The sequence below is a fragment of the Peribacillus glennii genome, from assembly GCF_003429105.1.
GTDB classification, from domain to species: Bacteria; Bacillota; Bacilli; order Bacillales; family DSM-1321; genus Peribacillus; species Peribacillus glennii.
In genome coordinates, this window is the sequence record NZ_QVTD01000022.1 from 78,400 (window position 1) to 103,854 (window position 25,455).

At 38.8% G+C, this 25,455-nt stretch carries 19 protein-coding genes and 1 riboswitch; of the genes, 14 read left to right on the top strand and 5 right to left on the bottom strand.

From position 1 onward, the window contains the following. Window positions 1-203 precede the first annotated feature (203 nt). The gene (locus D0466_RS20725) at window positions 204-1,067 is read left to right on the top strand and encodes a DUF6843 domain-containing protein (RefSeq protein WP_117324413.1); all 864 of its coding nucleotides are present in this window, start codon (window positions 204-206) and stop codon (window positions 1,065-1,067) included. 153 nt (window positions 1,068-1,220) lie between these two features. Beyond that, window positions 1,221-1,985 (top strand): PAS domain S-box protein, encoded by a 765-nt coding sequence (locus D0466_RS20730; protein ID WP_117324414.1) that lies wholly within the window; start codon window positions 1,221-1,223, stop codon window positions 1,983-1,985. A 218-nt stretch (window positions 1,986-2,203) separates the two neighbouring features. Here D0466_RS20730 and D0466_RS20735 read toward each other — a convergent pair whose 3' ends face one another. Further along, complete coding sequence (locus D0466_RS20735; RefSeq protein ID WP_158555987.1) at window positions 2,204-3,685, bottom strand: methyl-accepting chemotaxis protein; 1,482 nt, start codon at window positions 3,683-3,685, stop codon at window positions 2,204-2,206. A gap of 362 nt (window positions 3,686-4,047) precedes the next feature. Beyond that, window positions 4,048-4,131, top strand: a riboswitch (cyclic di-GMP riboswitch). Between the two features lie 128 nt (window positions 4,132-4,259). Here D0466_RS20735 and D0466_RS20740 point away from each other — a divergent pair. The 10 genes from D0466_RS20740 (at window position 4,260) to xerA (ending at window position 20,162) form a co-directional block, all read left to right on the top strand. After that, on the top strand, window positions 4,260-5,084 hold the full coding sequence (locus D0466_RS20740) for an NPCBM/NEW2 domain-containing protein (protein ID WP_117324416.1): 825 nt from the start codon (window positions 4,260-4,262) through the stop codon (window positions 5,082-5,084). A gap of 107 nt (window positions 5,085-5,191) precedes the next feature. Beyond that, complete coding sequence (locus tag D0466_RS20745) at window positions 5,192-6,259, top strand: hypothetical protein (protein WP_142919964.1); 1,068 nt, start codon at window positions 5,192-5,194, stop codon at window positions 6,257-6,259. A 148-nt stretch (window positions 6,260-6,407) separates the two neighbouring features. After that, entirely contained in the window at window positions 6,408-7,205 is a 798-nt protein-coding gene (locus D0466_RS20750; RefSeq protein ID WP_117324418.1) for an NPCBM/NEW2 domain-containing protein, read from the top strand. Window positions 7,206-7,440: 235 nt separating this feature from the next. Further along, on the top strand, window positions 7,441-9,450 hold the full coding sequence (locus D0466_RS20755) for a penicillin-binding transpeptidase domain-containing protein (protein ID WP_117324419.1): 2,010 nt from the start codon (window positions 7,441-7,443) through the stop codon (window positions 9,448-9,450). Window positions 9,451-9,790: 340 nt separating this feature from the next. Continuing rightward, window positions 9,791-10,831 (top strand): PQQ-binding-like beta-propeller repeat protein, encoded by a 1,041-nt coding sequence (locus tag D0466_RS20760; RefSeq protein ID WP_142919965.1) that lies wholly within the window; start codon window positions 9,791-9,793, stop codon window positions 10,829-10,831. Between the two features lie 689 nt (window positions 10,832-11,520). Beyond that, a complete protein-coding gene (locus D0466_RS20765; RefSeq protein WP_117324421.1) occupies window positions 11,521-14,826 on the top strand; it encodes a hypothetical protein in 3,306 nt (1,101 codons plus the stop codon). 865 nt (window positions 14,827-15,691) lie between these two features. Then, window positions 15,692-16,120, top strand: coding sequence for a hypothetical protein (locus tag D0466_RS20770; protein ID WP_117324422.1), 429 nt, complete (start codon window positions 15,692-15,694; stop codon window positions 16,118-16,120). Window positions 16,121-16,363: 243 nt separating this feature from the next. Further along, window positions 16,364-17,188: a nuclease-related domain-containing protein gene (locus D0466_RS20775; RefSeq protein ID WP_117324423.1), complete on the top strand. Its 825-nt coding sequence runs from the start codon at window positions 16,364-16,366 to the stop codon at window positions 17,186-17,188. Window positions 17,189-18,374: 1,186 nt separating this feature from the next. Continuing rightward, on the top strand, window positions 18,375-19,268 hold the full coding sequence (locus tag D0466_RS20785) for a tyrosine-type recombinase/integrase (RefSeq protein WP_117324425.1): 894 nt from the start codon (window positions 18,375-18,377) through the stop codon (window positions 19,266-19,268). 6 nt (window positions 19,269-19,274) lie between these two features. Continuing rightward, window positions 19,275-20,162 (top strand): site-specific tyrosine recombinase/integron integrase, encoded by an 888-nt coding sequence (gene xerA, locus D0466_RS20790; RefSeq protein WP_117324426.1) that lies wholly within the window; start codon window positions 19,275-19,277, stop codon window positions 20,160-20,162. A 7-nt stretch (window positions 20,163-20,169) separates the two neighbouring features. On the opposite strand, the gene D0466_RS20795 is transcribed toward xerA, so the two are convergent. Beyond that, complete coding sequence (locus tag D0466_RS20795; RefSeq protein ID WP_117324427.1) at window positions 20,170-20,394, bottom strand: hypothetical protein; 225 nt, start codon at window positions 20,392-20,394, stop codon at window positions 20,170-20,172. Window positions 20,395-20,576: 182 nt separating this feature from the next. Here D0466_RS20795 and D0466_RS20800 point away from each other — a divergent pair, with 182 nt between their 5' ends. Continuing rightward, window positions 20,577-20,906 carry a hypothetical protein gene (locus D0466_RS20800; protein WP_117324428.1) on the top strand — a complete coding sequence of 110 codons (330 nt, stop codon included), beginning with the start codon at window positions 20,577-20,579 and terminating at the stop codon, window positions 20,904-20,906. A 281-nt stretch (window positions 20,907-21,187) separates the two neighbouring features. Here D0466_RS20800 and D0466_RS20805 read toward each other — a convergent pair whose 3' ends face one another. Further along, entirely contained in the window at window positions 21,188-21,601 is a 414-nt protein-coding gene (locus tag D0466_RS20805) for a hypothetical protein (protein ID WP_233522771.1), read from the bottom strand. Window positions 21,602-21,875: 274 nt separating this feature from the next. Here D0466_RS20805 and istB point away from each other — a divergent pair, with 274 nt between their 5' ends. Continuing rightward, window positions 21,876-22,562 (top strand): IS21-like element helper ATPase IstB, encoded by a 687-nt coding sequence (istB, locus tag D0466_RS20810; protein ID WP_407675659.1) that lies wholly within the window; start codon window positions 21,876-21,878, stop codon window positions 22,560-22,562. A 731-nt stretch (window positions 22,563-23,293) separates the two neighbouring features. On the opposite strand, the gene D0466_RS20815 is transcribed toward istB, so the two are convergent. Both D0466_RS20815 and D0466_RS20820 read right to left on the bottom strand, forming a co-directional pair. Then, window positions 23,294-24,118 carry an aldo/keto reductase gene (locus D0466_RS20815; protein WP_117324431.1) on the bottom strand — a complete coding sequence of 275 codons (825 nt, stop codon included), beginning with the start codon at window positions 24,116-24,118 and terminating at the stop codon, window positions 23,294-23,296. Window positions 24,119-24,177: 59 nt separating this feature from the next. After that, complete coding sequence (locus D0466_RS20820) at window positions 24,178-25,389, bottom strand: multidrug effflux MFS transporter (RefSeq protein ID WP_101632887.1); 1,212 nt, start codon at window positions 25,387-25,389, stop codon at window positions 24,178-24,180. Window positions 25,390-25,455 lie beyond the last annotated feature (66 nt).

Sequence of the window (25,455 nt, forward strand, 5' to 3'; positions counted from 1 at the left end):
ACATGACAGGTACTATAGTTTAATATGAATTCTTCAAGTCCACAGTGTTCTGTGGGCTTTTTTGTTGTATCAGAAGATATTGTTTGCTGGAATTCTAAATTTTGTAAAATTAGAGGGAGGTTGGGGTAATTTTTCTGTATAGTGTTTTCATAGGTGAATATAATTCACATGCCCTACTTTGAAAAAAGAGAGGTAATGAAAAAATGGAAAGAATGATTTTTTCAAAATTTAAATCCGCCGTGGGTTCCAGCATCATTCTCGCAGTGCTCTATCTCCTGATGGAACTGTGGATAGGTTTCACTGGCTATGTTCTGTTCGTTTTGATATATGCCTTCATTGGAAATGTCATTTATGGGATACCTGTTTCCATATTATCTGACTTCGCAACAAAAAAAATGAAAAAGAGTCGATTTATTTTTGCTTGCTTGATTCATCTGTTGTTCGGTCTTTTATCCTCCGTATTTTTACAAGATCTTGGAATTTATGCGGTTAGCTGTTCTTTCCTCTTCTTCTTATTAGAAGAATGGCAGAGAAGGAGAAAATACAACAGGAGCTTTCAGATGAATAGCAGGGTGATGTTAACTAACACGCTTGCTGCGGTCACATTTTTTGCTTTAGCTATATGTGCACCTATCTATGTGTGGGATCCGTTACTGTTGAAAAAGACACATGAATACTATCTGATTCCTAAAGGGTATGAGGGTCAGGTCAGAGTGGTGTACAATGTGGAGCATGCGCCCAAGCCCGAAAAAAACGGAGACTATGATGTTTACCGCATTAATGAGAATGGGTACACGCTCAGCCCTCTTCCAGAAGGTGGAGGAGCAATCGAGAATCAATATTTTTATATCGATGAAGATGGGCAAAAGAAAAAAATTGATGATAGTTGTATTTATCATGGAGGTTCAGAAGGAATACAGACAGATGGCTACGAATATACAAGTTCCTATTTCACCATCACAAATACAACGTGCAGTCAGACCTATGTGGAAAATGGTGATCCTGTGTTGCCCACTGGACTCCCTTTGGAAGAGATCATACAAATGGAAGGCTTGGATAAGAAATAGCTGAACAGGCAGTTTAACAAATTAGCAAATATGCCAAATGGTTGAATATACTCTTCACTTTCTTGTTAAGCTAGCAGATAACGCAATTACTGTTCACTTATTGTATAATGTTCAGTGAGGAAAAAAGTGTATTATGAAGGGTGCTGGATTTTCATGAAAAACAATACAGATGAAGAAATGTATCGTCAAATCGTTGAATCTTCCGCAGAGGCAATTATTATTCAACAAGATGGAAAATTCATGTACATAAACCCGGCAGGAGTAACCTTTTTACGGGCCGCTTCCAGCGGGGAGGTTATAGGTAAATCTGTATCCGATATCATACCTGAGCAGTATGCAGAGCTTACAGCCAGTCATATAAAATCCATCCTTGAAGAAAATAAGCCAACTGGAGTTATCGAAAAAAAATTAAGACGGTTTGATGGTTCACTTGTTGACGTAAAAACAAATTGTACTCCCATTCAATATGAGGGTAAAAAGGCGGTTCTATCTGTCGTCAGAGATGTAACCCGGAGTAAAGAAATCGAAAGGGAACTTGAAAGAGTGTCGAAAGAAATTTACGCACTTTCAGTTCCAATCGTCCCTGTTCTAGAAGGGGTCGCTGTAATGCCTCTTGTGGGAACCATCGATTCTGACAGGGCGCAATATATTTTGGAAAATGTCCCTATAAAAGTACAGGAACAGAAGGTCCATACTTTAATCAGCGATTTTTCAGGCATCTATGAACTTGATCAAATGGTAATCGACTTTCTGTTTAGAACGAGCGCCGTTCTTGGTTTGCTTGGTGTCCGTTCTGTTGTATCGGGAGTGAGCCCTGCGGTGGCCCGAAGTGTGGTTCAGCTGGGGGCGGATCTATCTTTAATCCAAATATTTGGAACTGTACAGCAGGCAATAAAGGATTTGAGTGTTAAAGAGTAGTTTTCGTTAGGAATTACGAAATGATAAGGTCAACATTATTCTGTTGGCCTTTTTGTTGAGCATCCGGAACTATGCGCCAAAATCAAATATCGCAGTTAATCTTCCCAATGTTTCCATGAAAAACCGCTGATATAGCCAGACCCCCGTATTGCAAAAAAAGAATGCTCCCGGAGACCGGTAGCACCCTTCCTGCTGTAGTGACTAAAAATTTCATCCGCTCACTTCTCATCCGATCCCGATGTCCTTAAATCTGTCAGTTCATGCAATGAACCAACCTTCCCTTCCAATTCCTCAAAGTGCTCGGCAATCGCCTGGATGCGCTCGCGCTGGCTGTCCATTGCTGCCGTCATTTCTTCCAGTGCAGCGCTGGATTCTTCGGTTACGCTGGAGATATTCGATATTTCACCAGATGTGGCCAAAGAATTCTGTTCCACTTGCTGCAGCATATCCTCAATTTCTCCAGCCTTCTCCATAAGGGAGGCCATGTTGCCGGTAATCTCAGTAAACATGGCACCAGAGTCCTCTACATCCCGGCGGCTATATCCGATGGCTTCCTTTCCTTTTTCCAGCTGTTCAGAAACGGCTTGCGTCTTGTCGCCGATCTTTAGCAGGATTTCGCCGATGCTCTTGGCGGCACTTCCAGCATTTGCTGATAGCTTGCGGATTTCGCCGGCAACGACAGCAAAGCTTTTTCCATGCTCGCCGGCACGGGCCGCCTCAATCGATGCGTTAAGCGACAGCAGGTTTGTGTGATTGGCAATTTCCTCAATCGCAGCGACAATGGTACCGATATTAGCGGTATTTTCCTGCAATTCCTTCATGACATTCATGGTTTCTTCCTGAATGTGAGTGACACTGTTCATGGCAAGCTGCATGTTCTTCAGTTTTTCACTGCCCTGTTTAGTCAGGTCGACAGTAGCGGTTGAAAGTTCCTTCATATGTCCCGCGTTCTTTGTTACGGCCTGGACAGAATCGGTGGAGCCAAGCATTTTATCATTGATTTCTGCAATGGCACTAGCCTGGGACTCCACTCCGCGGGAAATTTCGAAATAGCCTGCGGAAATCTCCTGGGATATAGCGTTTGTATCGTTAATGTTTGCTGTGAGCCTTTTCCCGAATTCGTCGATCACGGTGACGGACTTGGAAACCTCCACAAGCACATTTTTCACTTTTTCTTCATTTTCGGTTACTTCTTTGAGCATCTCTTTTCCAACGATCGTTATACAATAACATACTATTCCAATCATCGTGAGGATGATATACGAGACGATATAGTCTACCGTATTTGTCATGTTGAAATAAGGGTTAAAGACCAGATGCAGGGTGTGGACCACAAGGGCATACCCCGTTGCAAGCATGACCACTATCGAATCGAGATAGACCAATGACACAACCAGGTAAAGAATGATAGCGGCCCAAATCTCATAAGTCGGAACAAAAAATACTAAAATAAAACAAGTTACGAATGAGGCTGCAGATATATAATATTTTCCTTGGCTTAATCGATAGGTATTACGGTAAACCAAATAAATCCCTGCGGCCAGAAACGGGACAACGGCACATAAAGTAAGGGCCTCCTTCATGGTGACTGTATGTATAAAGGCCATCACAAGGATAAGGGGGGCACAGGCAAGCAGCAATCCAATCAAGGCATACGCAAGAATCTTCGAACTGAGTTTTTCATATCCGGTAGCATGCATAAAAATTTCTCCTTTAAGTTTTGATAGTTCTTTAGCACTAATTGCGTGTTCCAATATTATCATGGAAAGGGTAAATTTTGAAGATATTTATCTTGAATTCAAGAAATTTAATAGGTAAGGATCTAAAAGTACCAGGGACCTCTGCTCTAAGTGAAAATCGGCTTACACGAGAAAGTAGAATGGAAATCCTCATCGAGCTAAATGTGTCCATTTTAGCCCTGCAACGTTTATCTTAAGGATACCTTTGCAAATGTCCGTTGAGGAAGCCGATAATCTTTACAAAGCGGAGTGGAAAATATATTGGATAATTATAGATATAATGGAAAAAATATATTATTATAGATAAGTAAAATGATAGGAATTTATACATAGGGCAAACTTTACCGAAAGGGAAGGACGCAAAGCCACGAGCCTAAAGTTTTTGCAATGGCAGTCGGGTTGCTTAATAAAACGCTGAGGACATTCATGTCTTCGATTTTTGTGCGCTTTTTGCCCTGTAAACAAACTTATAGGGCTTTTTGTATTTTTCCAAACTACTTTTTACACATCAAGAAAAGAAGAGGAGAGATTTTAGATGAAATTAACAAAACTGATTTTTTCTGCATCACTGGCATTCGGTCTTTTGGCAGGAGCCACTGTTCCTGGCACGGCATCTGCAGCGGGTAAAACAACTTCCCAACTGCAAAAAGAAGTAAATTCACTTAAATCGCAGCTAAAGAAGAAGGATGCCATCATTAAGCAGAAGGATGCATCAATCAAAAAAAGGGATACAACAATCAATAACTATAAGAAGAAATATATGTTAGATCCGGTGATGGCCCAGCTCAATTATCAAGGCTTGATGACCTCCACCACCTATACATATGGTACCAAGTCGGCACCGTCGATCCTTAGCTATGGCGGGTTGTTTTATGCGCCTGTTCAAATGATCAGTTCTACCATTGGGATGCCGTATTCCTATAATTCTTCCAATAAAACCGTTTACCTGGGTGACAAACCGGACGGCCAATATATGATGGATAATTCAAGATTAGTGCCGTTTTATGGTACAAGGACGGGACCCAATAGGGAAATTAATTCACCAATGAGCATTGGGAATCAAGTATACAATAAAGGATTACAATATTATTCAAGGGGAGATGAAAAGTTCTCCTTTAATCTGGGAGGGAAATATACAAAAATTCAAGGTTTGCTGGGACTTGACGATAGTGATAATAATTCTAGCCTGAAAGTAAAGTTTACAGATGAAAAAGGCAATGTAATATATGAGGGAGAACTTACTGAGGGTCAACTAGGGCTTGAATTAGAATTAGCAGTTTCGGGTGTTAAAACCCTTCATCTTGAAACGTATAGTAATTACGAAGTATTAGTGGATTTTGCAAATGTAACCATTCAATAATAGAAGATTAAAAATAAACATTCACGGTCAGGAAGTACAATGGTAAAAATGGAGCTGTTTCCTTAGGGATGGCTCCCTATTTGCAAACAAAAATCGGAGGGTTACAATTGAAGAAAAAGAGTATATTCATAACACTGCTCGCGTTGTTCTTTGCATTGCAAGTTTCATATATCGGCGGCAGCCCCCAAGTTCAGGCCGCCACGAAACCGACAACTGTCCAAGAGATTGAAAAAATGCTAAAAGGCTGGACACTCGCTGCTGTCAATTCTGAAACGTATAAAAGCAGAACTTCCATATCCTTTGAGAAAGTGGAACCGATCGGAAAGAAATGGGCCGCCAATCAATTGGGGATTTCAATGTGGATTGAAAAAGATGCTTCGTTTGAAAACGATGTAAAATCCTTTATCCAGCAAGCAAAACAATCTGAAGTTCCATTAAAAATTAAGAAGAATACATCGACTGTGTTCGAAGCTTCTAATTTTGATGGAGTAGAATATGTATATGACTATATTGTAAAGACGAAAACAGGCTACATTGTGTATGAATTAGGCCTTGGAAAAGTAAATGAAGGCTGGAGACATGGAGTTTTTGATAAGGAAATCCCGACTAAAGCAAGAGTCAGTGAAATTGAAAAACTGGCACCTCAACTGATACAAAAGTTCACGAAATATAAATTTGTGGATACGCAGAAAAATGAGCCGGTAATGAAAGCTATAGATCAACAAAAACAATGGAAGCTAACAGAAACAAGGATCACTGGCAATGTAAAAACGGAATATGCTCCGAATGGATGGACCCGTGAATTTGAAAAAGAAGGCAAATCCGGAAAATACAGCTTGGACATATACAAAACGCGGATTACGAAAGAAAGGCACACCGGATTGTTAAAGAGGTTTAAAGACATATCAACCTTAACCAATTCTTCAAAGTATGTGAAAGCATATAGAACGGAACAACCGATCAGCGTTATTGATGACTACCCTGGAGGCCGGTTAGGTGACAGCCGCATTGTGTTTGTTCAGAAAAAAGGAAGCAGTTCTGTCGAGTATTACAAAATATACGTTGGAGCGCCAACGGACTCCAATATTGAGAGATGGAATTCAACCGATAAGAAAGAGGCAGCCAATGCGATTAACACGGTAATCAATAGCCTGATTAAAGCAAATACGAAATAAAAGGTACTTGTTGGGAAAGCACTCATTGTTTTGAGTGCTTTTTAAGTTACCCAACTAACAATCATATGGTTATTGCCCCAATATCCAGAAATATAGTAATATAGAACCGGTACATATTTACTACAAGATTTTCAACGGAGGAAATAATGTGAGAAAAAGAATGGCATTGCTAGTTTTGACAGCGTTTCTAACACTTGGGTCAGCTACACCTTCATTAGCGAAAACGGAATCTGTTTCATCTTTAAAAAAACAGATTAGTAAACTCCAAAGTGAAAATAAGAAACTAAAATCAGAGGTATCCACATTAAAAAAGAAGGTGCCTACCGTAATCGCAGGTAACATTTATAAGGATGGAGTTTCAGCAGGTTCATCTCAGTTTGTTACAATGGCGGGTAAAGATTATGTGGAAATAGGAAGTATAGTTCCTTTGTTAACTGTATATGATGAGACGGATTTTGTGTTTAATAGATCATTAAAGAGTTTATATCTAGGTCTTACTCCCAGAAATGGCATGATTGATTTAACACGATTAAGTCCTTATGAGGAATATAACTATAGTGATTTGTATTATCTTGCATATGATATGGGCAGCCGCGGAATTCAAATTAACGGAAAACGTTATACTACAGGCATAACTGGAAGATATAGTAATTGGTTCGCTAGCTCTCAGTCAGGCTCTGTGGGGGTACAGTATAAATTGGATGGAAAATATACAGCTTTAAAGTTCAAGTATGGAATGGATGATAATTCGTCTGCTTCAGGCAGTCTGTCTGTATATGGAGATGGCAATCTTCTTTTTGACAGCGGCAATATTGAAAGATTGGAAGATGCTAAGGAAGCGCAGGTTGACATCCAGGGCGTTAAGTTTCTAGAGATTAGTATAAACATGTCTCCGAAAGCCCAGGAATCATACCCAGTTCTCGCTGAACCAGTTTTGCTTCCATAATAAGCAACTTGAAGCATCCATTGCATGGATGCTTTTTAGTTATGAAAGAAGTCAAACGGGACGTGTCTCTTGCAAGTTAAGATGGCTGTACGCCCCCGCAACAATCAACAAAGTTTTCATTTTTACGGGTGCTGTTTATAATGGAAAAGAGAGCCATTTGGCTGTCCGCCCTTAGCCCTATACGAAATTGCCAATTGAATTTGGTAAACTAATAGAAGAAAAGAGGAGGGGAAATATGAAAAAGCTGCTATTGCTTTTTAGTATTTTGCTGGCCGGACTGCTGGTGCTGGCCGGGTGCCAGAATGACCCGGTTCCTGAGGACCGCCTTGCCGCCTATACGAAGCTTTGGAACGAGCGGAAGTTTGACCAGATGTATGGCTATCTTTCTGCAGACGTGAAGAAAAAACTTAGTAAGAAAGAATTCACGGAGCGTTATGAGAAAATCTATAAAGATATCGAGGCCGAAAATCTAAAGGTTACCTATAAGAAACCGAAAGAACCGGAGGACCATGATGACAAGGAGAACGTGGCCTTGCCGTTCTCAGTCAAAATGGATACGATGGCCGGTCCCGTCAGCTTTGATCAGAAAGCCACCATGGTCAAAGAAGAACGTGATGACCAAACAAACTGGTATATTAAATGGAATCCGGGCCATATATTTGCCGGGATGCAGGAAAACGATAAAATCGGCATCACGACCGAGCCGGCAATCAGGGGAGAAATCGTCGACCGCAACGAGCGCGGCCTTGCGATGAACGGAATTGTTGCTGAAGTTTCCCTTGTGCCGGAACAAATGGCTGGAAAAGAAGCTTCCATCGTTTCACAGCTGGGAAGCTTGTTAAACATGAGCAGTGATGAAATAAACAAGCTGCTGAATCAGCCTTGGGTTCAGCCCAATATGAGTGTTCCGATCAAAAAGGTGGATCCAGCACAAACATCACTCATTCAAAAACTGCAAAGCATTCCGGGTGTGGCGATTAACGAAGTGGAAGAACGAGTATATCCTTATAAGGAAGTAACCGCCCATCTGGTTGGCTATATCGGGCCTGTTTCCGCTGAGGATCTGAAAAGGCTGAAAGGGAAAGGCTACAGCTCTAATGATGAAATTGGGAAACGCGGCCTTGAACAAATCCTGGAGGAGCGCCTGAAAGGACAGGGCGGTGCGAAGATTTTCATTAAAGGGGAAAACGGCCAGGATACGGTTGTCGCTGAAACACCGGCCAAAGAAGGCGAAACGATCACACTGACGATAGACGCCGAATTACAGAAAGAGATTTTTAACCAATATAAGAAGGATACCGGTTCGGCTGCGGCCATCCACCCGTTAACCGGTGAAACGCTGGCACTTGTCAGCAGCCCGTCATTCGACCCGAACAAATTCGTTTATGGCATTTCAAGCGAAGAACGGGAAGCACTTGAAAAAGATCCGCGAAAACCGCTGCTCAACCGTTTCAGCTCCGTGTATGCACCGGGTTCAGCGATGAAACCGCTGACCGCGGCTATTTCACTCGAAAACGGAATAGACCCGCAGAAAACGTTGAACATTTCGGGGAAGCAATGGAGCAAAAAGGGCTGGAAGGACCACTCCATCACAAGGGTAAGTGATCCGGGAAAGCCAATCGACATGCAAGGTGCCCTCATTTACTCTGACAATATTTATTTTGCGCAGAGGGCACTGGAGCTTGGGAACAAGAAATTCCCGAACGGGCTGAAGGCATTTGGCTATGAAGACGAGATGCCATTTGACTACCCGATCAAACCTTCCAAAATAGGAAAACTGGATAGTGAAGGCCGCCTGGCAGACAGCGGCTATGGCCAGGGTCAAACATTAATGAGCACCATACACGCTGCAGCTTCATACACTGCGTTTTTGAATGATGGAGATGTTTTGGCTCCTTCTTTAATAAGTGATGATAAAACGGAGACGAAGGTTTGGAAGGAAAACGCCATGTCTGCCGACCATGCGAAACAGGTTACAACAATGCTGAAAAAGGTCATCTCCGACCCGAAAGGCACACCACACTCTGCAAGCAAGCTGGGCATCCCTCTGGCAGGGAAAACAGGAACAGCGGAATTGAAAAGTGCAAAAGGACAGAATGGCAAGGAAAACGGGTGGTTTGTCACTTATAATACAAAAGATCCACGCCTCCTGATGGCCTGGATGATGGAAGACGTGAAAGGCAAGGGCGGATCCAAGTATGTGGTGGAGAAGATGAAGCCGGTGTTGAAGGATTATTTGAAGTAAAGAACATATACGCAAAACTATTTTTTTAAGTATCTAGAACTTGGGGGAGGCCCCCGGGTTCTTTTTTTTGCTAAAAAAGCATATGTTCCTTCCGGCTTAGGTCTTAATCAAACGTTTGATTAAATCACTCAGCTTAGACTTTTCAAAGATTTTTTTCGCTGCTTCTCTATGCAGCCTTTTATGCAATTTTAGAAATTGTTCTTAATCGGAATTTTATTGAAGTTGTGCAGTGATTTTGCTTAAAGATGGAAATATTGCTAATATATAGAATATTAATAGGGGAAAAGTTGTGTTTTTTTGCCATGTTAATATAGAAAAATATAAGAAAAGGGGAGAAAGCATGAAGAAGTTATTAGCATGTATCTTGTCTGCAATACTATTATTTACATTTACCTCAGGAACTTTGGCATCAAGCAAAATGACACTAAAGAAGATATGGTCTTATAAGAACGAGGCCTCATTGCCAGAAAAGTGGCTATACCATGTAGTCAAGGATGGCAATTCTATATATATGACAGGGAATGGACAAGGATATGCAAGGATGCTTGCCATCAGCCCTAAGGGAAAAAGAGTGTGGGAAAAGGAGCTTTCGGACGGTTTTGCGGTGGGGCTTGGCGAAACACCAGTGCTGTATGTAAGCAAGAATGGCACCATTACTAAATATAATCTCACTACAGGAGGGAAAATACATACGGTCAAAACACCATTTAAATCGGACTATATAGAGTTAGCGGGTGTTTCCCTATCCGATACGCTGTATGTAGTGAATGATGAAAATGAAGTTCTTGAGATAAGCGACGATGGGAAGGTCATCTCCAATAAAGGAAGGGTTAGTGCAACGGAAGACAATAACAATTTGAAGGTATATAAACCGAATGTCCAAAACTGGGATGACGAAACGCCAAAAAAGGTGGAGGACGCGCTAACTAAAAGTAAACCAGCTTTTGCAGCGGATAAAAAGAAATTTGAAGCCGCCTATGGCAAAGGGGCTAAATATGAATATATATACTCGATGTATAAGGCATTAGGTTCAGAGCTCTATGTCGCAGCAAACTATGACATATCTGGTACAAAAACAGGAAAAAAGGAAGTGACCCATTCCGTGCTTTACCGCTTCACGAAAGATGGAAAAAAGCTAGCTGCAAAGGATCTCGGTGATCTTCGAGCCTCTGATATAGCTGTTAATTCCAAAGGCGTCCAGTATGTTTCCTTGCACACACCATTCAGCAGCTCTAAATCTTCCTCTGTTGTCAGGGTTTTTGATAAAAAATATCAACAACTGACAGAGCTGAAGCTAACAGGCCAAACCGTATTTGAAGGAAAGCTGATAAACAATAAGCTGTACCTCGTAACAGACCGCTACTTCTATGTATATCAATAATCCGCTGAAGCAGTGAATAAAGTAGATCAATCGACGGAGTGAACCCAAAATGTGTCACACTTATGTATTTAGCCAGCTTAAAGGCATGGGCCTAGGTATTCACCTGGCTTATGCCTTTTAATTATGCCGTCATTTGTAAAACTGTAATAAGTTGTGCTGCTTTTGACACAAGTGTTAACATGTTTTTCCTTTAAAACAGCATAATCTTAACATATCTTTACATTTCAATCTGCTGCTTCCTTTGCAGACCTAACCAAATTATCCAAAAAACACCTTTAATTAGGTCGTATGGACTAGTAAAATAACATTGACATTTGTTGCAAGGTTGTTATAATCCTGTAATATTTTTTGAGCATAAAAGTAAAGATTGGTAATATATATGGTTGAGTGTGGAGGTGTTGGTAATTATTACTAGTATGTAAAGGTAAAAAAATGAATAAAAAGCTAGAAATTCCTAGAATATTGTATTATTATTGTTTTACAAGAACGAAATGGAAATTTACTAGAATTTGTTCTTGTGAGTCGTTAGTACCAGTTTGAACAAACATTTAGAGATAGACAGATAGAGTTCAAGAAATGCTGGTGCAAATGTCGTTAGTTCTGTAAGTCATTGGAAAATTTGATGTTGGCTTTTATACATACCTTTCCGATGCACTACTTTTTATATTTGAAGGGAGATTTTTTACCAAATGAGTAAAAAGAAAGCAATCAAAATCGCAACTGCATCTGCTATCGCGGCTTCCGCGTTCGCTGCTGTTGCACCTACACAATCCGAAGCGGCTACAAGCGTAAAGACTCTAGTAGACGATGCTGTTAAGGCAGCTAAGAAAGCAAGAGAAGCTTACACAACTTCTTCAACAGTAGTACCAGCTTCCAAGCTGACTCCACTAGTTGAAGCTGCAGAGAAAAAGATCAAGGCTGCAGAAGCTAAAGTTAACGGTTTAAAAGGTGGCGACACAAAAGACGGTTACCTTGCTAAGCTGAGCACTGCTAAGAAATACGTTTCTGACGTTAAGGCTTACATCGCTGCAGTAGAAGATGCAAAAGAACTTTCCGAAGCTGCAAGTGATCTTAAAGCTGCTGTAATCGAAGAAAACATCAGCTACATCAAGAAAAACGCTAAAGACATTGCGGCTCTTAAAGGCGCTGCTGATGAAGTTAAGAAACAAGTTGTCGGTGCAACTGCTGAAAAAGCAATCATCAACAAATACCTTAAATATGCGGCTGACATCGCTCAAGGTGCTAACGCAGTATACTACGCTGAAAAAGCTAACTACTACGTAGGTAAGAACGATGTTGAAACTGCTAAGGAAAGAATCGAAGTTGCAAAAGCTGAGCTTGAAGGAGTAAGCGAAACTTCAGCATTCGGTAAAGCAGCTCGTGAAGCTGTTAAAAAAGCCGAAGAGGCTATTGCTGCGAAAGAATACGAAGCAGTGAAAAAAGCGGTTGAAGAAAAAGTAGCTGCATTTGAAGCACTTGCAAACGGCGATCTTTCAACTCAAGAAAAAATCGATGCTGCTAATGCTGCTAAAGATGCAGTGAAGTATGATGGCTTGAATGATGCAGACAAAGCTGCATTTGAAGCTCGTGTTACTGAAGCAAACAAAAAAGTAGATGCTGCTATAGAAGCAATTAAAGCTCCTAAAGTTGAATCGGTAAGTGCGATTAACTCTAAATCAGTAACAGTAAAATTCAACAAAACTGTTGATGATACTAAAGCTGTATTTGGAGTAACTAAAGATTCTTTCAAAGTAAATGTTGCAGCAACTACTTGGAATGCTGATAAAACTGAGGCTACTTTAGAACTGACTAGCAAGCTAACTGCTGGAACTTACTCTGTTAGTGTAACAGGATTAACTGATTCAGCTCTAACTGGTTCAGTAGTTGCCCAAGATGAAAAAGTAGCAGGTATTGAAATTCTTTCCGAGAATGCTCCTTTAAATGACAAAGAAGCTTCAGTTGGTTACAAAGTGGTTAACCAATATGGAGAAGATTTAACAAAACTTGAAGATGTTGAAGTTAGCCTTTCAGGAGCTAAACTTGTTTCAGCTACTGCTGGTACATTAACATTCACATCTGCATCAGGTACAGATCTTAAAGCAGGAGATAAGGTTGTAGCAACAATTATTCACAAAGCATCAGCTACATCTACTACTAAGACGTTAACTGTTTCTGCTGCAGCTAAAGCTTCAGAAGTTTCTTTCGGAACTCTGTACAATAAAGATGGTAAAACTTTAAATGAGGATACTAATTTATCAACTGATAAATTCTACCTTCCTCTTGAAGTGAAAGACCAATATGGCAATGTCATCACAGATGCTAAAAAGATTGCAAAAGATGACTTGTTTATAACAAACACAAATCCATTAGCTGTAACTGCTGATTTAGCTAACCTTACTACTATCAAAATCGGCGACAAAGATACACTAGTGTTACCATTAAGTGTTCCTGCTGGTAAAACTACCGCTGTTGTTGGTGAAACAACAATTACTGTTATTGCAGCTGCTTCAGGTAAAAACACTCAATCTAAAGTAACAGTTGCTGAAACAACTCGTACTGATGAAGTGAAATTTGGTACAGCTACAGTATTTGCAGGTGAAGAAACACTTGTTCCTGTAACTGTTAAAGACAAGAACGGTAATGAAATTAAAGATCTAAAAGTACTTAAAGATGAAGTTAAAGGTATTAAAGTAACATCTAAAGTTGGAGTAATTGCAGATGAGTTAGTTGAAAAAGACGGTGCGTTGTACATTAAGGTTGCTCCTTTAGCAAACAAAAATGATGTTCACACTGTTGTAGTTCAATCTTCAACTAACAAAGTTGCTACAGTTACATTAACTGCTAAAGATGCAATTGCTCCAAAAGTTATTACTGGTTTAGATAGCAAAGTTAGCACAAGTGTTCGTGAGCTAGCTGAAGCAAAAGTAGAAATCGACAAAGAAGATATAGTTGTTGAAGATCAATACGGCCAAGCAATTGCTGCTGACAAATTACTTGCTAAACTAGGAGACGATTATAAAATCGTTGCTGAAACAGTAGAAGGAGCACCATTCACTGTATCAGGCGAAATTACTAAAGTCGGCGGAGTAATTACAGTTGCTTATAAAGCTGGTCAAGATAGAACATCTGCTAACGTAACATTCAAACTAGCTAAATATGACGAAATTGAGAAAGATTTCGTAAAAGTAGAAGCAAGTTCTTACGCTAAAGAGTTCTCTGTTGTAAAAGATAGCTCATTTGCTTCTTACAAAGTAAATGATATTGCTCCTATCTATGTAACAGGAGATAACGAAGCAGGTTATGCAATTCCAGCAGGATACGGAAAAGCAATTGTTGTCAAAGCTGTTACAGGTTCAGGTGGAGAAGTAACACTTGACGAAGGTGACGATTATACAGTTAAGTCTACTGTCCTAGATTCCGTTGCAGATAGCGATGTAACTGGTAACGATGCTGCAGCTGTAAACTTCGATAAAGATGCAACAACTGCAACTGCAAAAGTTACAATCACTATCAACGCTACAGGTGAAGAAATTGTTAAAGACGTAACATTCTCTAATGTTGCTCCTAAAGTTGAAAAAGTTGAAGTTGTCAAGAATGAAACTGTTGTTAATGGTGAAGGAGTAGCTCAGGCTATTGCTCCTACAGCTACATTAACACCTGCTTCTGCATCTGCCACTTATGCAAAAGAAGCTGCATTTGATATTGATGAAGTAGAAGGTTTGGTTGATTTCGTAGTAACAGATACTTATGGTGTCCGTGTTGCTCTTGATGAAAAAGCTGATACAGTTACTTTGGTAAGTGGAACAATCACACCGACACTTACATTTACTAAGGTGTCTGGAGATGTATCTTTCTCTGGAAACGGAACTGATACAGCTTCTGTAGTGGCTTTCTCTGAAAACTCAGTGTTTAATGTTAAATTAAATGCTGGTTCTGTTAGTGCAACTCCATTAAAAGTAACAGCAACTGAAGCTTTAACTGTAACTCCTAAATAAAAATAAACGAAACGTTACTTTATAAGCTAGTAATAGCGAAAAAAGTGGGAAAGCACCTCATGTTTGACTTCATGGTTAAAACCATGAGGTGTTTTTCTAACTATTGTTTCCATTTTGTGGGTGAAATTCCTACACTTGCTAAATAGTCTGGGCAAGTACCTAATCCTCCTGCATCCAATGAGGTTCTAACAAACCAAAGGGGTGAAGTCAGGTGAAGTCGTACTCATAAATTTGAGGCGGGGTTCCGTAAAAGGTGGCTATGGTTAGGCGACGAATCCATGCTTAGGCAGGGTGAGTTAGTGAACATTAAGAATCGCTAGGAGTTTAGTGTTCATCCTTAAATCCGAAATGGTTTAATGGAGATCAGAGAATTGACTATTAACCTGGTCTTTCTCATTCCTGAATAGTGGAGACCTAAGGTCATCAAAAAGAGGGATGGAAATAATGGAACGTTTGAAGTCTTGCTAGAAGAGGTGGGTTAGCATCAAAGAGGCTAGTAAGATGGCAGCGAGTTCATAGTAGTGAAGATGGTCTGCCGCTTGTACCATTATGGTAACATACTGGGAGGAGAAAACAGATCGGAGCGAAGGGACTCAGTCAGTAGCACATAGAACTATAATAATTTACTAAACAGCAAGATCATAATTGAGACCAATCTTAGTAGATTGGTCTCGATTATGGCAGTTGCATGGGTAATTATGATTAGTAAATATTACTTAGTGATACTTATGAAAATACTGCTGATAGCACGCCTTGTGCGCTGAAAGGCGCCCGCATGGTGTAGGCTCGTAACGAAAGTCACTCAATAGTGATATAAGTCGAGAATAGCGATGTTTTATTATATGAAGAATTACCTGAGGCTTTGTTGAAGGCGTACGATGATGCTAGTTTGCCGATTCGTCATAAAACTGCAGATGGATTAGGATTAACAGCAGATGTAAATCCAGAGACAAATACAATTACCTTAACAGGTACAACTACACTAGAAAAATTGCAAGCAACAGTTGCTGCTCAACCTGAGGATGATGGATACTTGCTGTATGCACTCAATACTCCAGAGGGAGCGAGAGATGACATCCAAAAAGTGCGAATTGATGGAAAAATTCACAATTTAACTGATTTTGAAGTAGATACATTAAATAAAGCATTATTAATCAATACTCAAATCTTTAAATTTGATGGCAGTGAATTCTTATCAGAAACTCACAAAGTTGAATGGTTAGATGTAAACAATTTCGTTGTAGGTACTACTTCCTACACTATCGATGCAACTGAGGTTATCTTAGCTCCATAATTATTTAAACTGGAGAGGGAAGAAGCCTATCATCCCCTCCCTCCCGAAAATGTCGATTGACATGAGGAAGGCTCTGTGGAGAGAAATCTCCACAGGGCTTTTTTAAAAAATTAAATGATATACACCTCATAATTGCTACGAGGTGCATTGCTCCCTTCATGCAGATGCATAATTATGGGGTGTAAAATAAAACAGAGAGTCTATGGCTCTCTGTTTTTCTATTTGTATAGAGGGATGGATTGAATGAAATTTATTACCAGTCTATTTAACAAGACAACTAAGCCGAAAGAAGTTATTGAACCCAAAGAAACTCAAATACTAAAGACAAAAGAAGATGTTGCAGTAAGAAAAGGAGTACTTGGTGAATACAAAATAGATATACAGCTATCCCAACTACCCAAGAACTATCGCTATATAAATGACATATTCATAAAAAATCCGAAATCAATAACAGGTTATTCCCAAATAGACCATGTATTACTGACACCTTATGCCATCTTCGTTATAGAAACAAAGAACTATCAGGGAACCATTTACGGCCACAAGGGACAAAAAAATTGGCTTATTAATGGCAAGTTCAAAATGTTAAGCCCATTGGTGCAGAATTTTGGCCATATAGAAAGCTTAAAGCGTATTATCCATAAAGAGTATCACGAATTATTTATATCTTTAGTGTCTTTTACCAAGAGGTGTACCCTTAAAATTGATACTGATTTAAGACATATATCTTCAAATGAATTAGTTATTTATGATATAGAACTATTCGATTATATTAATAGGAAAGTTGCAGTATTGAGGATACAGAACACTGAACCGTTACTGAATAATGGGGATATAGATTCTTTGTATCAAAGTTTATTAAAAGAAAATATAAAAGATGCTAATGCGCGTCAAAACCATAACAAAGCCCTTTCGCAAAACAAGAATACGACAAACCCTTCTGAAAACGAACCGGGTAAATGCTGTGTTTGCAACAAGTTGGTTTCTGAGAAGGTAAAAAAGTTCTGCTTTTCAAATCCCAAATTCAAAGGAAAAATCTATTGTTACGAGCATCAAAAGAAAATATAGAATTGCTTATCACGTTCTTAAAGGAGCATTGCTTCCTAATGCAGATGAATAATTATGAGGTGTAAAAAGGTGCCTGTCACTCCCCGAAAATTCTTGTTTCACAAATTGTTCCACAAATTAGGGTGCATAAAACTAATAATTCAGGTTGAGAATGGAATGCTGCGTGGAGAGCAAGGTTTCTCTGGGGCTTTTCTTTTTTCTGCTTGTAGTCAGAAGAGAGGGAAGGTGCCTGTCACTCCTCGAATAATCTTGCTTCACTAAATTGTTCCACGGAGGTTAACCCACCAATCCCTTATAGTGTTAAGGTAAAGCTTTGCTGGAGGGATTCTTTGCAAGGCTTCTGTTCACGTAAGATATGCTTCCGTTAAGAATCCTTTCTTATTCTCCGAACCATTTTCTCCAAAGATCTTGAAACACGAAATTATAATTGATCATTACAACGTAGGTAAAAGCTAATACACCTATTGAATTGGGTGTGATTGGCTGATTAGTGATTAGCTTTACTAAAAGAACATAGGTTGATGCAACTGGTAAACATATAACCACTATATTTATGTAGAGGATAAACTTATGTAAATCCAACGTCATCATCCTCAAAAAACATCTGGAGTATCGTGTTCAGGATTTATTTCGAGAGCATTTATAATTTTCAGCTTCATAAGTATTCTTCCTGTCGCATATAATTTCATGGATCAGGTGTACATTCGCAGTAATTGTTATTACAGATGTATAAATAAGAAATAAATTTTTTAGTATGATTGATTATTTTTTCTTTGATTGTCAATAATATGTCTAGGTAAATGTACTAGAATGTACTAGAATGTACTGGATTGTATTAGAAACCGCTTTATTACACTTGAAATTATCTCTATATCTCCAACATGAGAGAAAACGGATTTCAACATAATTCTGCATTAGTTGAAAGAATAAAGTGGAATGTTTAATTGAAATAATAAAATACAATCCCTTTATCTTAGGTTTAAAATCTCCTTAAATAATGGGTGATAGTAATCCATTCAGAAATAATACAGCAGAGAAAGCTAATAATGTACTCTAGGGTTATTGCGGTCAATTGCGGTAGCTCTTTTTCGCATGCTTACGTTTAAAAATAAAAAATTTGATAACAATGATACTATCACACCGATGCTGGACGTATCAGAAAGAATAAATAGAAAGGAGAGTAATAGTGAACACTTCGCAAAAATATTGGCAATCCACCAATGAAGCCATTCCTGTACAAACCAAAACTATTTTAAATGAGTACTTGTTGAGTTTAAAACTGGCCAACAAAGCAGAAGTAACTGTTACGAAATACAGGTCGATATTAGAGCGTTTCTTCAGCGAATGTACGATATCGATAGAGGAGCTAACATCAGATGATGTGCTAAAGTGGCTTAACAAATTTTCTCAGGGTAAAAAACCAAAGACAGTAGACCTGTTTCTATCAGTTCTCTCTTCCTTTTTTAAATTCTGCCTAGCTGAAGAATATAAGGAACATATGGTCATAAAAAAACGATGGAGACCAAATATTCCCCAATCGTTACCCAGATATCTGAATGAACAGGAATATGCTAGTGTGAAATTGGTGTCAGAAAGCCTCTCCCTTCGTGATCGGGCGATTGTTTTATTTCTTTTCTCCTCAGGGTGCCGTAGATCGGAATTGGCGAACTTATCTATTGAAGATATTGATTTAGACCGGCGAACAGCAAGAGTCATCGGAAAAGGGAAAAAAATTCGACATATCCATTTTTCCCTAGATTGCGCACTCCTGCTAAAAGAGTATATACAATCCAGGCAAGATGATGGAATAGAATCGTTATTTGTGGGACGGTTTGGGAAGCCTCTTAAAGGGCAAGGAATCTATCATATTATTAAAAAACTAGGAAAAAAAGCCGAGTTAAACCATTCTTTACACCCCCACTCCTGCCGTCATACGTTTGCAACCAACATGCTGGCAAGAGGGGCGGACCTGGAATTTATTGCCGATGAAATGGGGCATGCCAATTTAAATACAACCCGGGTTTATGCACGAATTCCCACGGAAGACATGATTATAGCTTATCAAAATAGAATGGGGTGAAGACTAGTGAGTGCCGAAGCGCATCAATCGTTTTTAAACGATAATCAGACTCGCTTTAGTCCGGATACGATTCGCAGCTATAGAATTTCTCTTACCCAGTTCTTTTCCTTTTGCAAAAAAGATTTTAGTGATGTAAAAGCGACCGATGTACGGGCATGGCTGTCATCATTGGAAGAACAGGGACTGAAACCCCGTACCATCCACTTGAAGCTGAGTGCACTGAAGTCATTTTTAGAAGAAAACCTTACGAAGAAAAACCCAACTTTAACCGTGAAAACCCCCAAAAAGGATGATTCCCTTCCTTACTACTTAAGCAGGCGTGAAATTACCCTTCTTCAGGAATTGACAAGAAATGACCTCAGAGATAGAGCACTGGTAGAAACGCTATATGCCACTGGAGTCAGGATTAGTGAATTAATCAATATCAAGTTGGAAGATATCAAATGGGAAAACAGGCAAATATGGATACGAAAAGGGAAAGGGAATAAAGAACGATTTGTGCTCTTTTCGCATGATTGTGCAGAGCGCCTGAAAGCTTATCTTGAAAATCGAAAAATTAACAGTGATTTCTTGTTTTCAAACAGTCGAGGAGGAAGGTGGAATCGTACCTTAATCGAAATCCGCTTCCAGAAATTTTCGGAAACATTAGGTTTTAAAGTAAGGCCGCACACCATGCGACATACGTTTGCTGCTCATCTGGCTGAAAAAAACATGCCTCAAAGCTACATTCAGGAACTTCTCGGGTATGTGAATATCAATACAACAAGAATCTATACCCGCTCTACTTCTGTGGGCGCAATGCAGGGGGTTAACCACTGTCACTCCCCGTATCTTGTCGAAAGAGTTAGGAATGTGCTAATAAATATGTATTTAGAGGTAATGATCAATTCATGATAATGAATCACATAAATTGTTGCTCCAAATTTATAATTGCATTTTTTATGGCATTAGCTTGATTTTCTAAATCAGTTCCCTTACCTACTATTTCAACGAAATCCGGATTTGAAAACTTTTTTGAAGCAAAGGCTGTAAACAAATCTCCTTCTCTAAACACTTCAACATAATATTCAATGCCACCAAGTACATAGTGTTCGAATATTTCAAGATCTAAATTATCAAGACTCATGTTATAGTCATTCCTCCCTTATAATTATTAGTTATAGCATGATTATAAACAAAATGGTGCCTGTCACTCCCCGAATATTGAGTTCGGTTTTTTGTGTGGAATATTATAATGGAGCAGCGGGATGGGATACCTGGCATGAAATATTGCAGACCCATTCTTTCTGAGGACGGAAAGAAAGGCTTTTGTCGGCTTTTCCACCCAATTATTTAAGCCAGGAGAAAGAATTTCTAGGGAAGCTTACTATTTGGGCTGGAAGCTCTAAAGGTCAAAGTGTAGTGAATATGGCCAGTTCAAGCAAGAAAAAGGCGCAAAAAGAATTGACTGTCTACTCTTACAGCAATAAAACAAATGTACAGACTTATTGGGGAAAGGGTGAAATCCCCAACCCACTCCGCCTTATCCAGAATGAAGATGCATACACGGTCGGTTACCCAATCACAGTTAATGCAGCCAAAAACCAGGGAGTTTTACTACGGATAAGTATTAAACAGCTTTTTTCTTATAAGCGGTAAAGCCTGAAAAAAACAAAAGGTATAGCTAAAAGCCCCTTCTGCAAAGAGTCGGGGCTGTTTTTCTGTCCTTTTATTGATCAAATAAAGAAAGCTTATAAGTGTTTGGAATGTAATAGATCGGCTTGAAATTTTTATCATATACAATAATCATTGTATAAATATTTTTTTTGACTCAATTCCTTCATCATTCCATAATTCGTATACAGGATTGTAGCCTGACCTATAATTAGCTTGATTTAATCCATAGCGATCAGTAAGTGCTTTTTGTACAGTGATTGGTTCTAAACTGGAATGATAGGTCCAATATGCAGCCTTTGATAATTTAGAAAAATCCGCGTATACGTATTTTTTCTTTTTATCATACTGAACATATTTTTATTAGACATTTTTTTAATGGATTTCGTATACTTCACTTCTAATTTTTTTACAGTCAATGTCTTGGATTGATGTCCAATTACTTTTTTATCCTTATCGAAAAAGAACATTACAGCATAGACTTTCTTTTCTTTTTCATCTTGGTCAAAATTAACCCACCATCTTGCTTTGCTCACAGGCGAAATCCTTTTTGGGTCATAACTAGTAATAGGTTCATCACCAATTAATGCAGACGTGTACTTTACATCTTTGTTTAATCCCTTTGTAAATGCCTCATTTTTTTTCTTATTCCTGAAGGAAATCATTGCCCCATTTAGCAAATAGTCCTCTCCCGTAGTGATTTCAATCCAATCGACCTTTTTCCCGAATTCATTTGCAGTCTCTGCAGAACTTTGAGATGGCAAGATAAATGACAGTAAAAGGGATAATACGATTAACAAATGCGTTGTTTTGTAACTGCTAGACTAAATTGAACAGTTTTTGCTAAATAAAAATGAACACTTTTAATCACAATGAATGCCAGCTGAGCTATTATAGTATTTTCGACATAGTTGTAGCTGGAGGATTTGAAAGTTGGAAAAACTGCAATTGTATATTGAGGTTCATCAATTAAAGAAGCAAGGATTTAAGGTAGCTGCTATCTCATATCTTGAATTTATTGAGGAAATCCTTTCTTTCGAACTAAAACGGCGTGAGGAGAAAAACCGGGAAAAGAGGCTGAAAAAGGCTAAATTCCCTTACTATAAAACACTGGATGAATTCAATATCTCAGAACAGCATTCACTTAGCACTCGGCAAATCGAACAGCTTAAAAAACTCAATTGGCTTGACCAGCAATACAACTTGATTCTTCTCGGGCCTCCGGGTGTTGGAAAGACACATATAGCGATTGGGCTTGGATTGGAAGCAGTTCATATTGGTTACAAAGTATCTTTCAATACCATGGGGGAATTGATTAATATCCTCAAAACCCAGGAGTACCTCCGTAAATCACAACTCCAGCTGAAGGCCATTAAGGAAGCAGATCTCGTGATTATAGATTATTTGATGTATATGGCGATGGATCAACGGGAAGCGAATTTATTCTTCCACCTGATCAACGACCTGTATGAACGAAGTTCAATCATCCTTACATCAAACAAAGGGCCTGAACAATGGGGAGAACTGATGGGGGATATGGGAATTACCACTGCCATTTTGGATAGGCTGCTTCACAGGGTTGAAGTCATTCATCTTAATGGAGAGAGTTATAGGATCAAAAATAGAAGCACTATTTTTTAAGCAAAAAGTGTTCAAACTTAATGAGCAAAAACTGTTCAAAACTACTTGACGGTGACAGTAGCACACTTGGGGCTGCTTTGGTTACTGTTATGCTGCTGTTCTTTATTGTTTTGAATGGCTACATTATGTGTTTCCCTTAGTTCAGGATCTGTTATGTTAGCCTTTTGGATTATCGCAAAGATGCTTTCAATTTCTTGTTCAGTAATGAGTGGAGTAATATTTTGTAATTTAACAACAGAAACCTTTCTGTGAAGGAAATCGGAATAACTCCACATCGTAAAGTAAACGTGTAAAGAGTACGCTTATTTCAAGGGCAAAGAACGGTGAATACAAAGGCTCAATCCCACCGCTTGGAGAGAGCGAATCTCAAGCAGGCTTTAGACTAGTGCAGCCATAATCATGATATAAAAATAATGCCAGAGGGACTTTTCAGTTCCTTTAATTAGGAATTAGAGATAGTCTCTCTTTTGTTATATATAAAATAGAAGAAACTAGGTAAATGAATTTAATAAATCTAGACCTCGCTAGAAGGTGAAACAAGGTTCAAAGGCGTATTACTAACTGCTAAGCTTTAATGGAGTTTTTTAATATGGTCCTTTTATTATAGATTCGTTCATTGATTTATAGCCGTATAAAAAAGAATATTCCCTTCAAAAAAACCCATTCCAGTTGAAAGCTAGAATGGGTTAGAGACAATAGTCTAATGGAAAATTAGAGGTTCCTTGTTATTTTTATCGAATATTCATATCATTTGGATGTGCACCTTTACGTCGATTACGATTAAGTTTATTTATTTCGTTCAATTCAGTTGAAGTTAGTTCGAAATCAAATACATTATAGTTCTCTTCGATTCTTGATGGTGTAATAGATTTTGGAATGACGATTGTGTTATTTTGTAAATGCCAGCGCAACACAACTTGAGCTGGCGTTTTGCTGTGTGACGTAGCAATCCTTTGAATTACTTCGTCTTGCAACACCTCTCCTCCTTGGTCAAGAGGGCTCCAAGCTTCTACAAAGATATTATGTTTTGCACAAAACTCTTTTAACTCATTTTGAGCAAGGTATGGATGACACTCAATCTGATTCAATACTGGTGCAACTTCACATTCTTTTAAAAGGCGCTCTAAGTGTTCAATTTCAAAGTTACAAACTCCAATTGCTTTCACTCGGCCATCATGATAAAGCTTTTCTAACGCTTTATAGGTTTCAATATACTGGTCAAATTGCGGAGTAGGCCAGTGAATCAAATATAAATCAACATAATCAAGACCTAATCTTTCCAAGCTCTCATCAAATGCATATAACGTATTTTCAAATCCTTGATCACTATTCCAAACTTTCGTTGTAATAAATAACTCTTCACGAGATACAGATGATTCAGCAATAGCCTTTCCAACGCCCTTTTCATTTTTATAGATCATTGCCGTATCAATAGATGTGTAACCAACTTCAATTGCTTTTGCAACTGCTAGTCTTGCTTGATCGTCTTCAACCTGCCAAACACCAAATCCCAGCTGCGGCATTTTTAATCCGTTATTTAGAGTAACAAAATTCATGGTACATTTCTCCTTTTATCCCTCGTTTTTTATTACCTTTGAGTTAAAAATAAATTGTATTATTTTGTATCCTGAACCCTTAAAGAAGCTCTTCCGACTAATCCATAATACGATAAGAAAGCCATTAAGCTTGCTAAAAAAATAACAACCCCCATTGGAATGGCTGTATACTCTCCGGCTATTCCTACGAGTGGAGCCGTTAATGATCCGAGTATAAAGGGTAGGAGTCCCAATAGTGCAGAGGCACTTCCTGCAATATGTCCTTGTGTCTCCATTGCTAATGAAAAAGAAGTTGCAGCAATGATTCCTATCGAAGATACAAAAAAGAAAATGGGAATGGCGACAGCGATAAGGGGAGCCTTTGATAGAAGAGCTACCAATAAAACAGCACCTGCTAAGTTAGAAATCAATAACCCAATCTTTAGGAAAGTCCTCTCTGATATGATATCTGTAAAGCGACCAACCACCTGACTTCCAATAATTAGAGCAACTCCATTCACTCCAAATAATAGACTGAACACTTGGGGAGTTACACCATAAATATTCTGATAGACAAAAGGAATACCTGAAACGTAAGCAAAGATTCCTGCAATGATGAAGCCTTGAGTAAGGGCATATCCAGTGAACTGACGATCTTTTAACAAAGAGCCAAAATTCTTCACTATTTGTGAAATATTACTTGGAACACGGTTTTCCTTTGGTAATGTTTCTTCGAGTTTCCATGAAACCATGAAAACCAATGCGAGACCTATACAAGCTAAAACAAGAAAAACTCCTGACCAATTAGTAAACGCTAGTATAATCCCTCCAGCAATCGGTGCTACAATTGGCCCAAGGTTCCCTACCAACATCAATAAAGCGAAGAACTTGGTGAGTTCCCTTCCACTGTACACATCGCGAACAATTGCTCTAGAAATCACAAGCCCACCTGCTGCTGCAAAACCTTGTAGGAAACGAGCCCCGATAAAGGTGTAAATATTGGGTGCAAATGCACATATTGCAGAAACGATTAAATACAGGAGGAGGAAAATCCTCAATGGCTTACGGCGGCCTTGAACATCACTCATTGGTCCTATAATCAATTGACCTAATCCCAATCCTAAAAGGCAAGACGTTAAACTAATTTGTACTAAGGAAGCTGTTGTATGGTATTCTTTCACAATAGTAGGGAATGAAGGTAAATACATATCGATTGTAAAAGGACCTAATAGTGCAAGTGACCCTAAGAGTAAAGCAAGTTGCAATCGTTTGGTACCTGTTAATTTATTCAACTATTTCTCGCCTTTCTATTTAACAATCATTTTCCATTAATCTAAAAAACTGTTTTATAAAAATTT

Excerpts from the sequence above, each read along its gene's own strand:
- D0466_RS20730 (WP_117324414.1), top strand. The coding sequence starts at position 1,221 with ATGAAAAACAATACAGATGAAGAAATGTATCGTCAAATCGTTGAATCT.
- D0466_RS20765 (WP_117324421.1), top strand. The coding sequence starts at position 11,521 with ATGAGTAAAAAGAAAGCAATCAAAATCGCAACTGCATCTGCTATCGCG.
- D0466_RS20760 (WP_142919965.1), top strand. The coding sequence starts at position 9,791 with ATGAAGAAGTTATTAGCATGTATCTTGTCTGCAATACTATTATTTACA.
- D0466_RS20740 (WP_117324416.1), top strand. The coding sequence starts at position 4,260 with ATGAAATTAACAAAACTGATTTTTTCTGCATCACTGGCATTCGGTCTT.
- D0466_RS20795 (WP_117324427.1), bottom strand. The coding sequence starts at position 20,394 with ATGAGTCTTGATAATTTAGATCTTGAAATATTCGAACACTATGTACTT.
- D0466_RS20735 (WP_158555987.1), bottom strand. The coding sequence starts at position 3,685 with ATGCATGCTACCGGATATGAAAAACTCAGTTCGAAGATTCTTGCGTAT.
- D0466_RS20755 (WP_117324419.1), top strand. The coding sequence starts at position 7,441 with ATGAAAAAGCTGCTATTGCTTTTTAGTATTTTGCTGGCCGGACTGCTG.
- D0466_RS20775 (WP_117324423.1), top strand. The coding sequence starts at position 16,364 with ATGAAATTTATTACCAGTCTATTTAACAAGACAACTAAGCCGAAAGAA.
- D0466_RS20725 (WP_117324413.1), top strand. The coding sequence starts at position 204 with ATGGAAAGAATGATTTTTTCAAAATTTAAATCCGCCGTGGGTTCCAGC.
- D0466_RS20815 (WP_117324431.1), bottom strand. The coding sequence starts at position 24,118 with ATGAATTTTGTTACTCTAAATAACGGATTAAAAATGCCGCAGCTGGGA.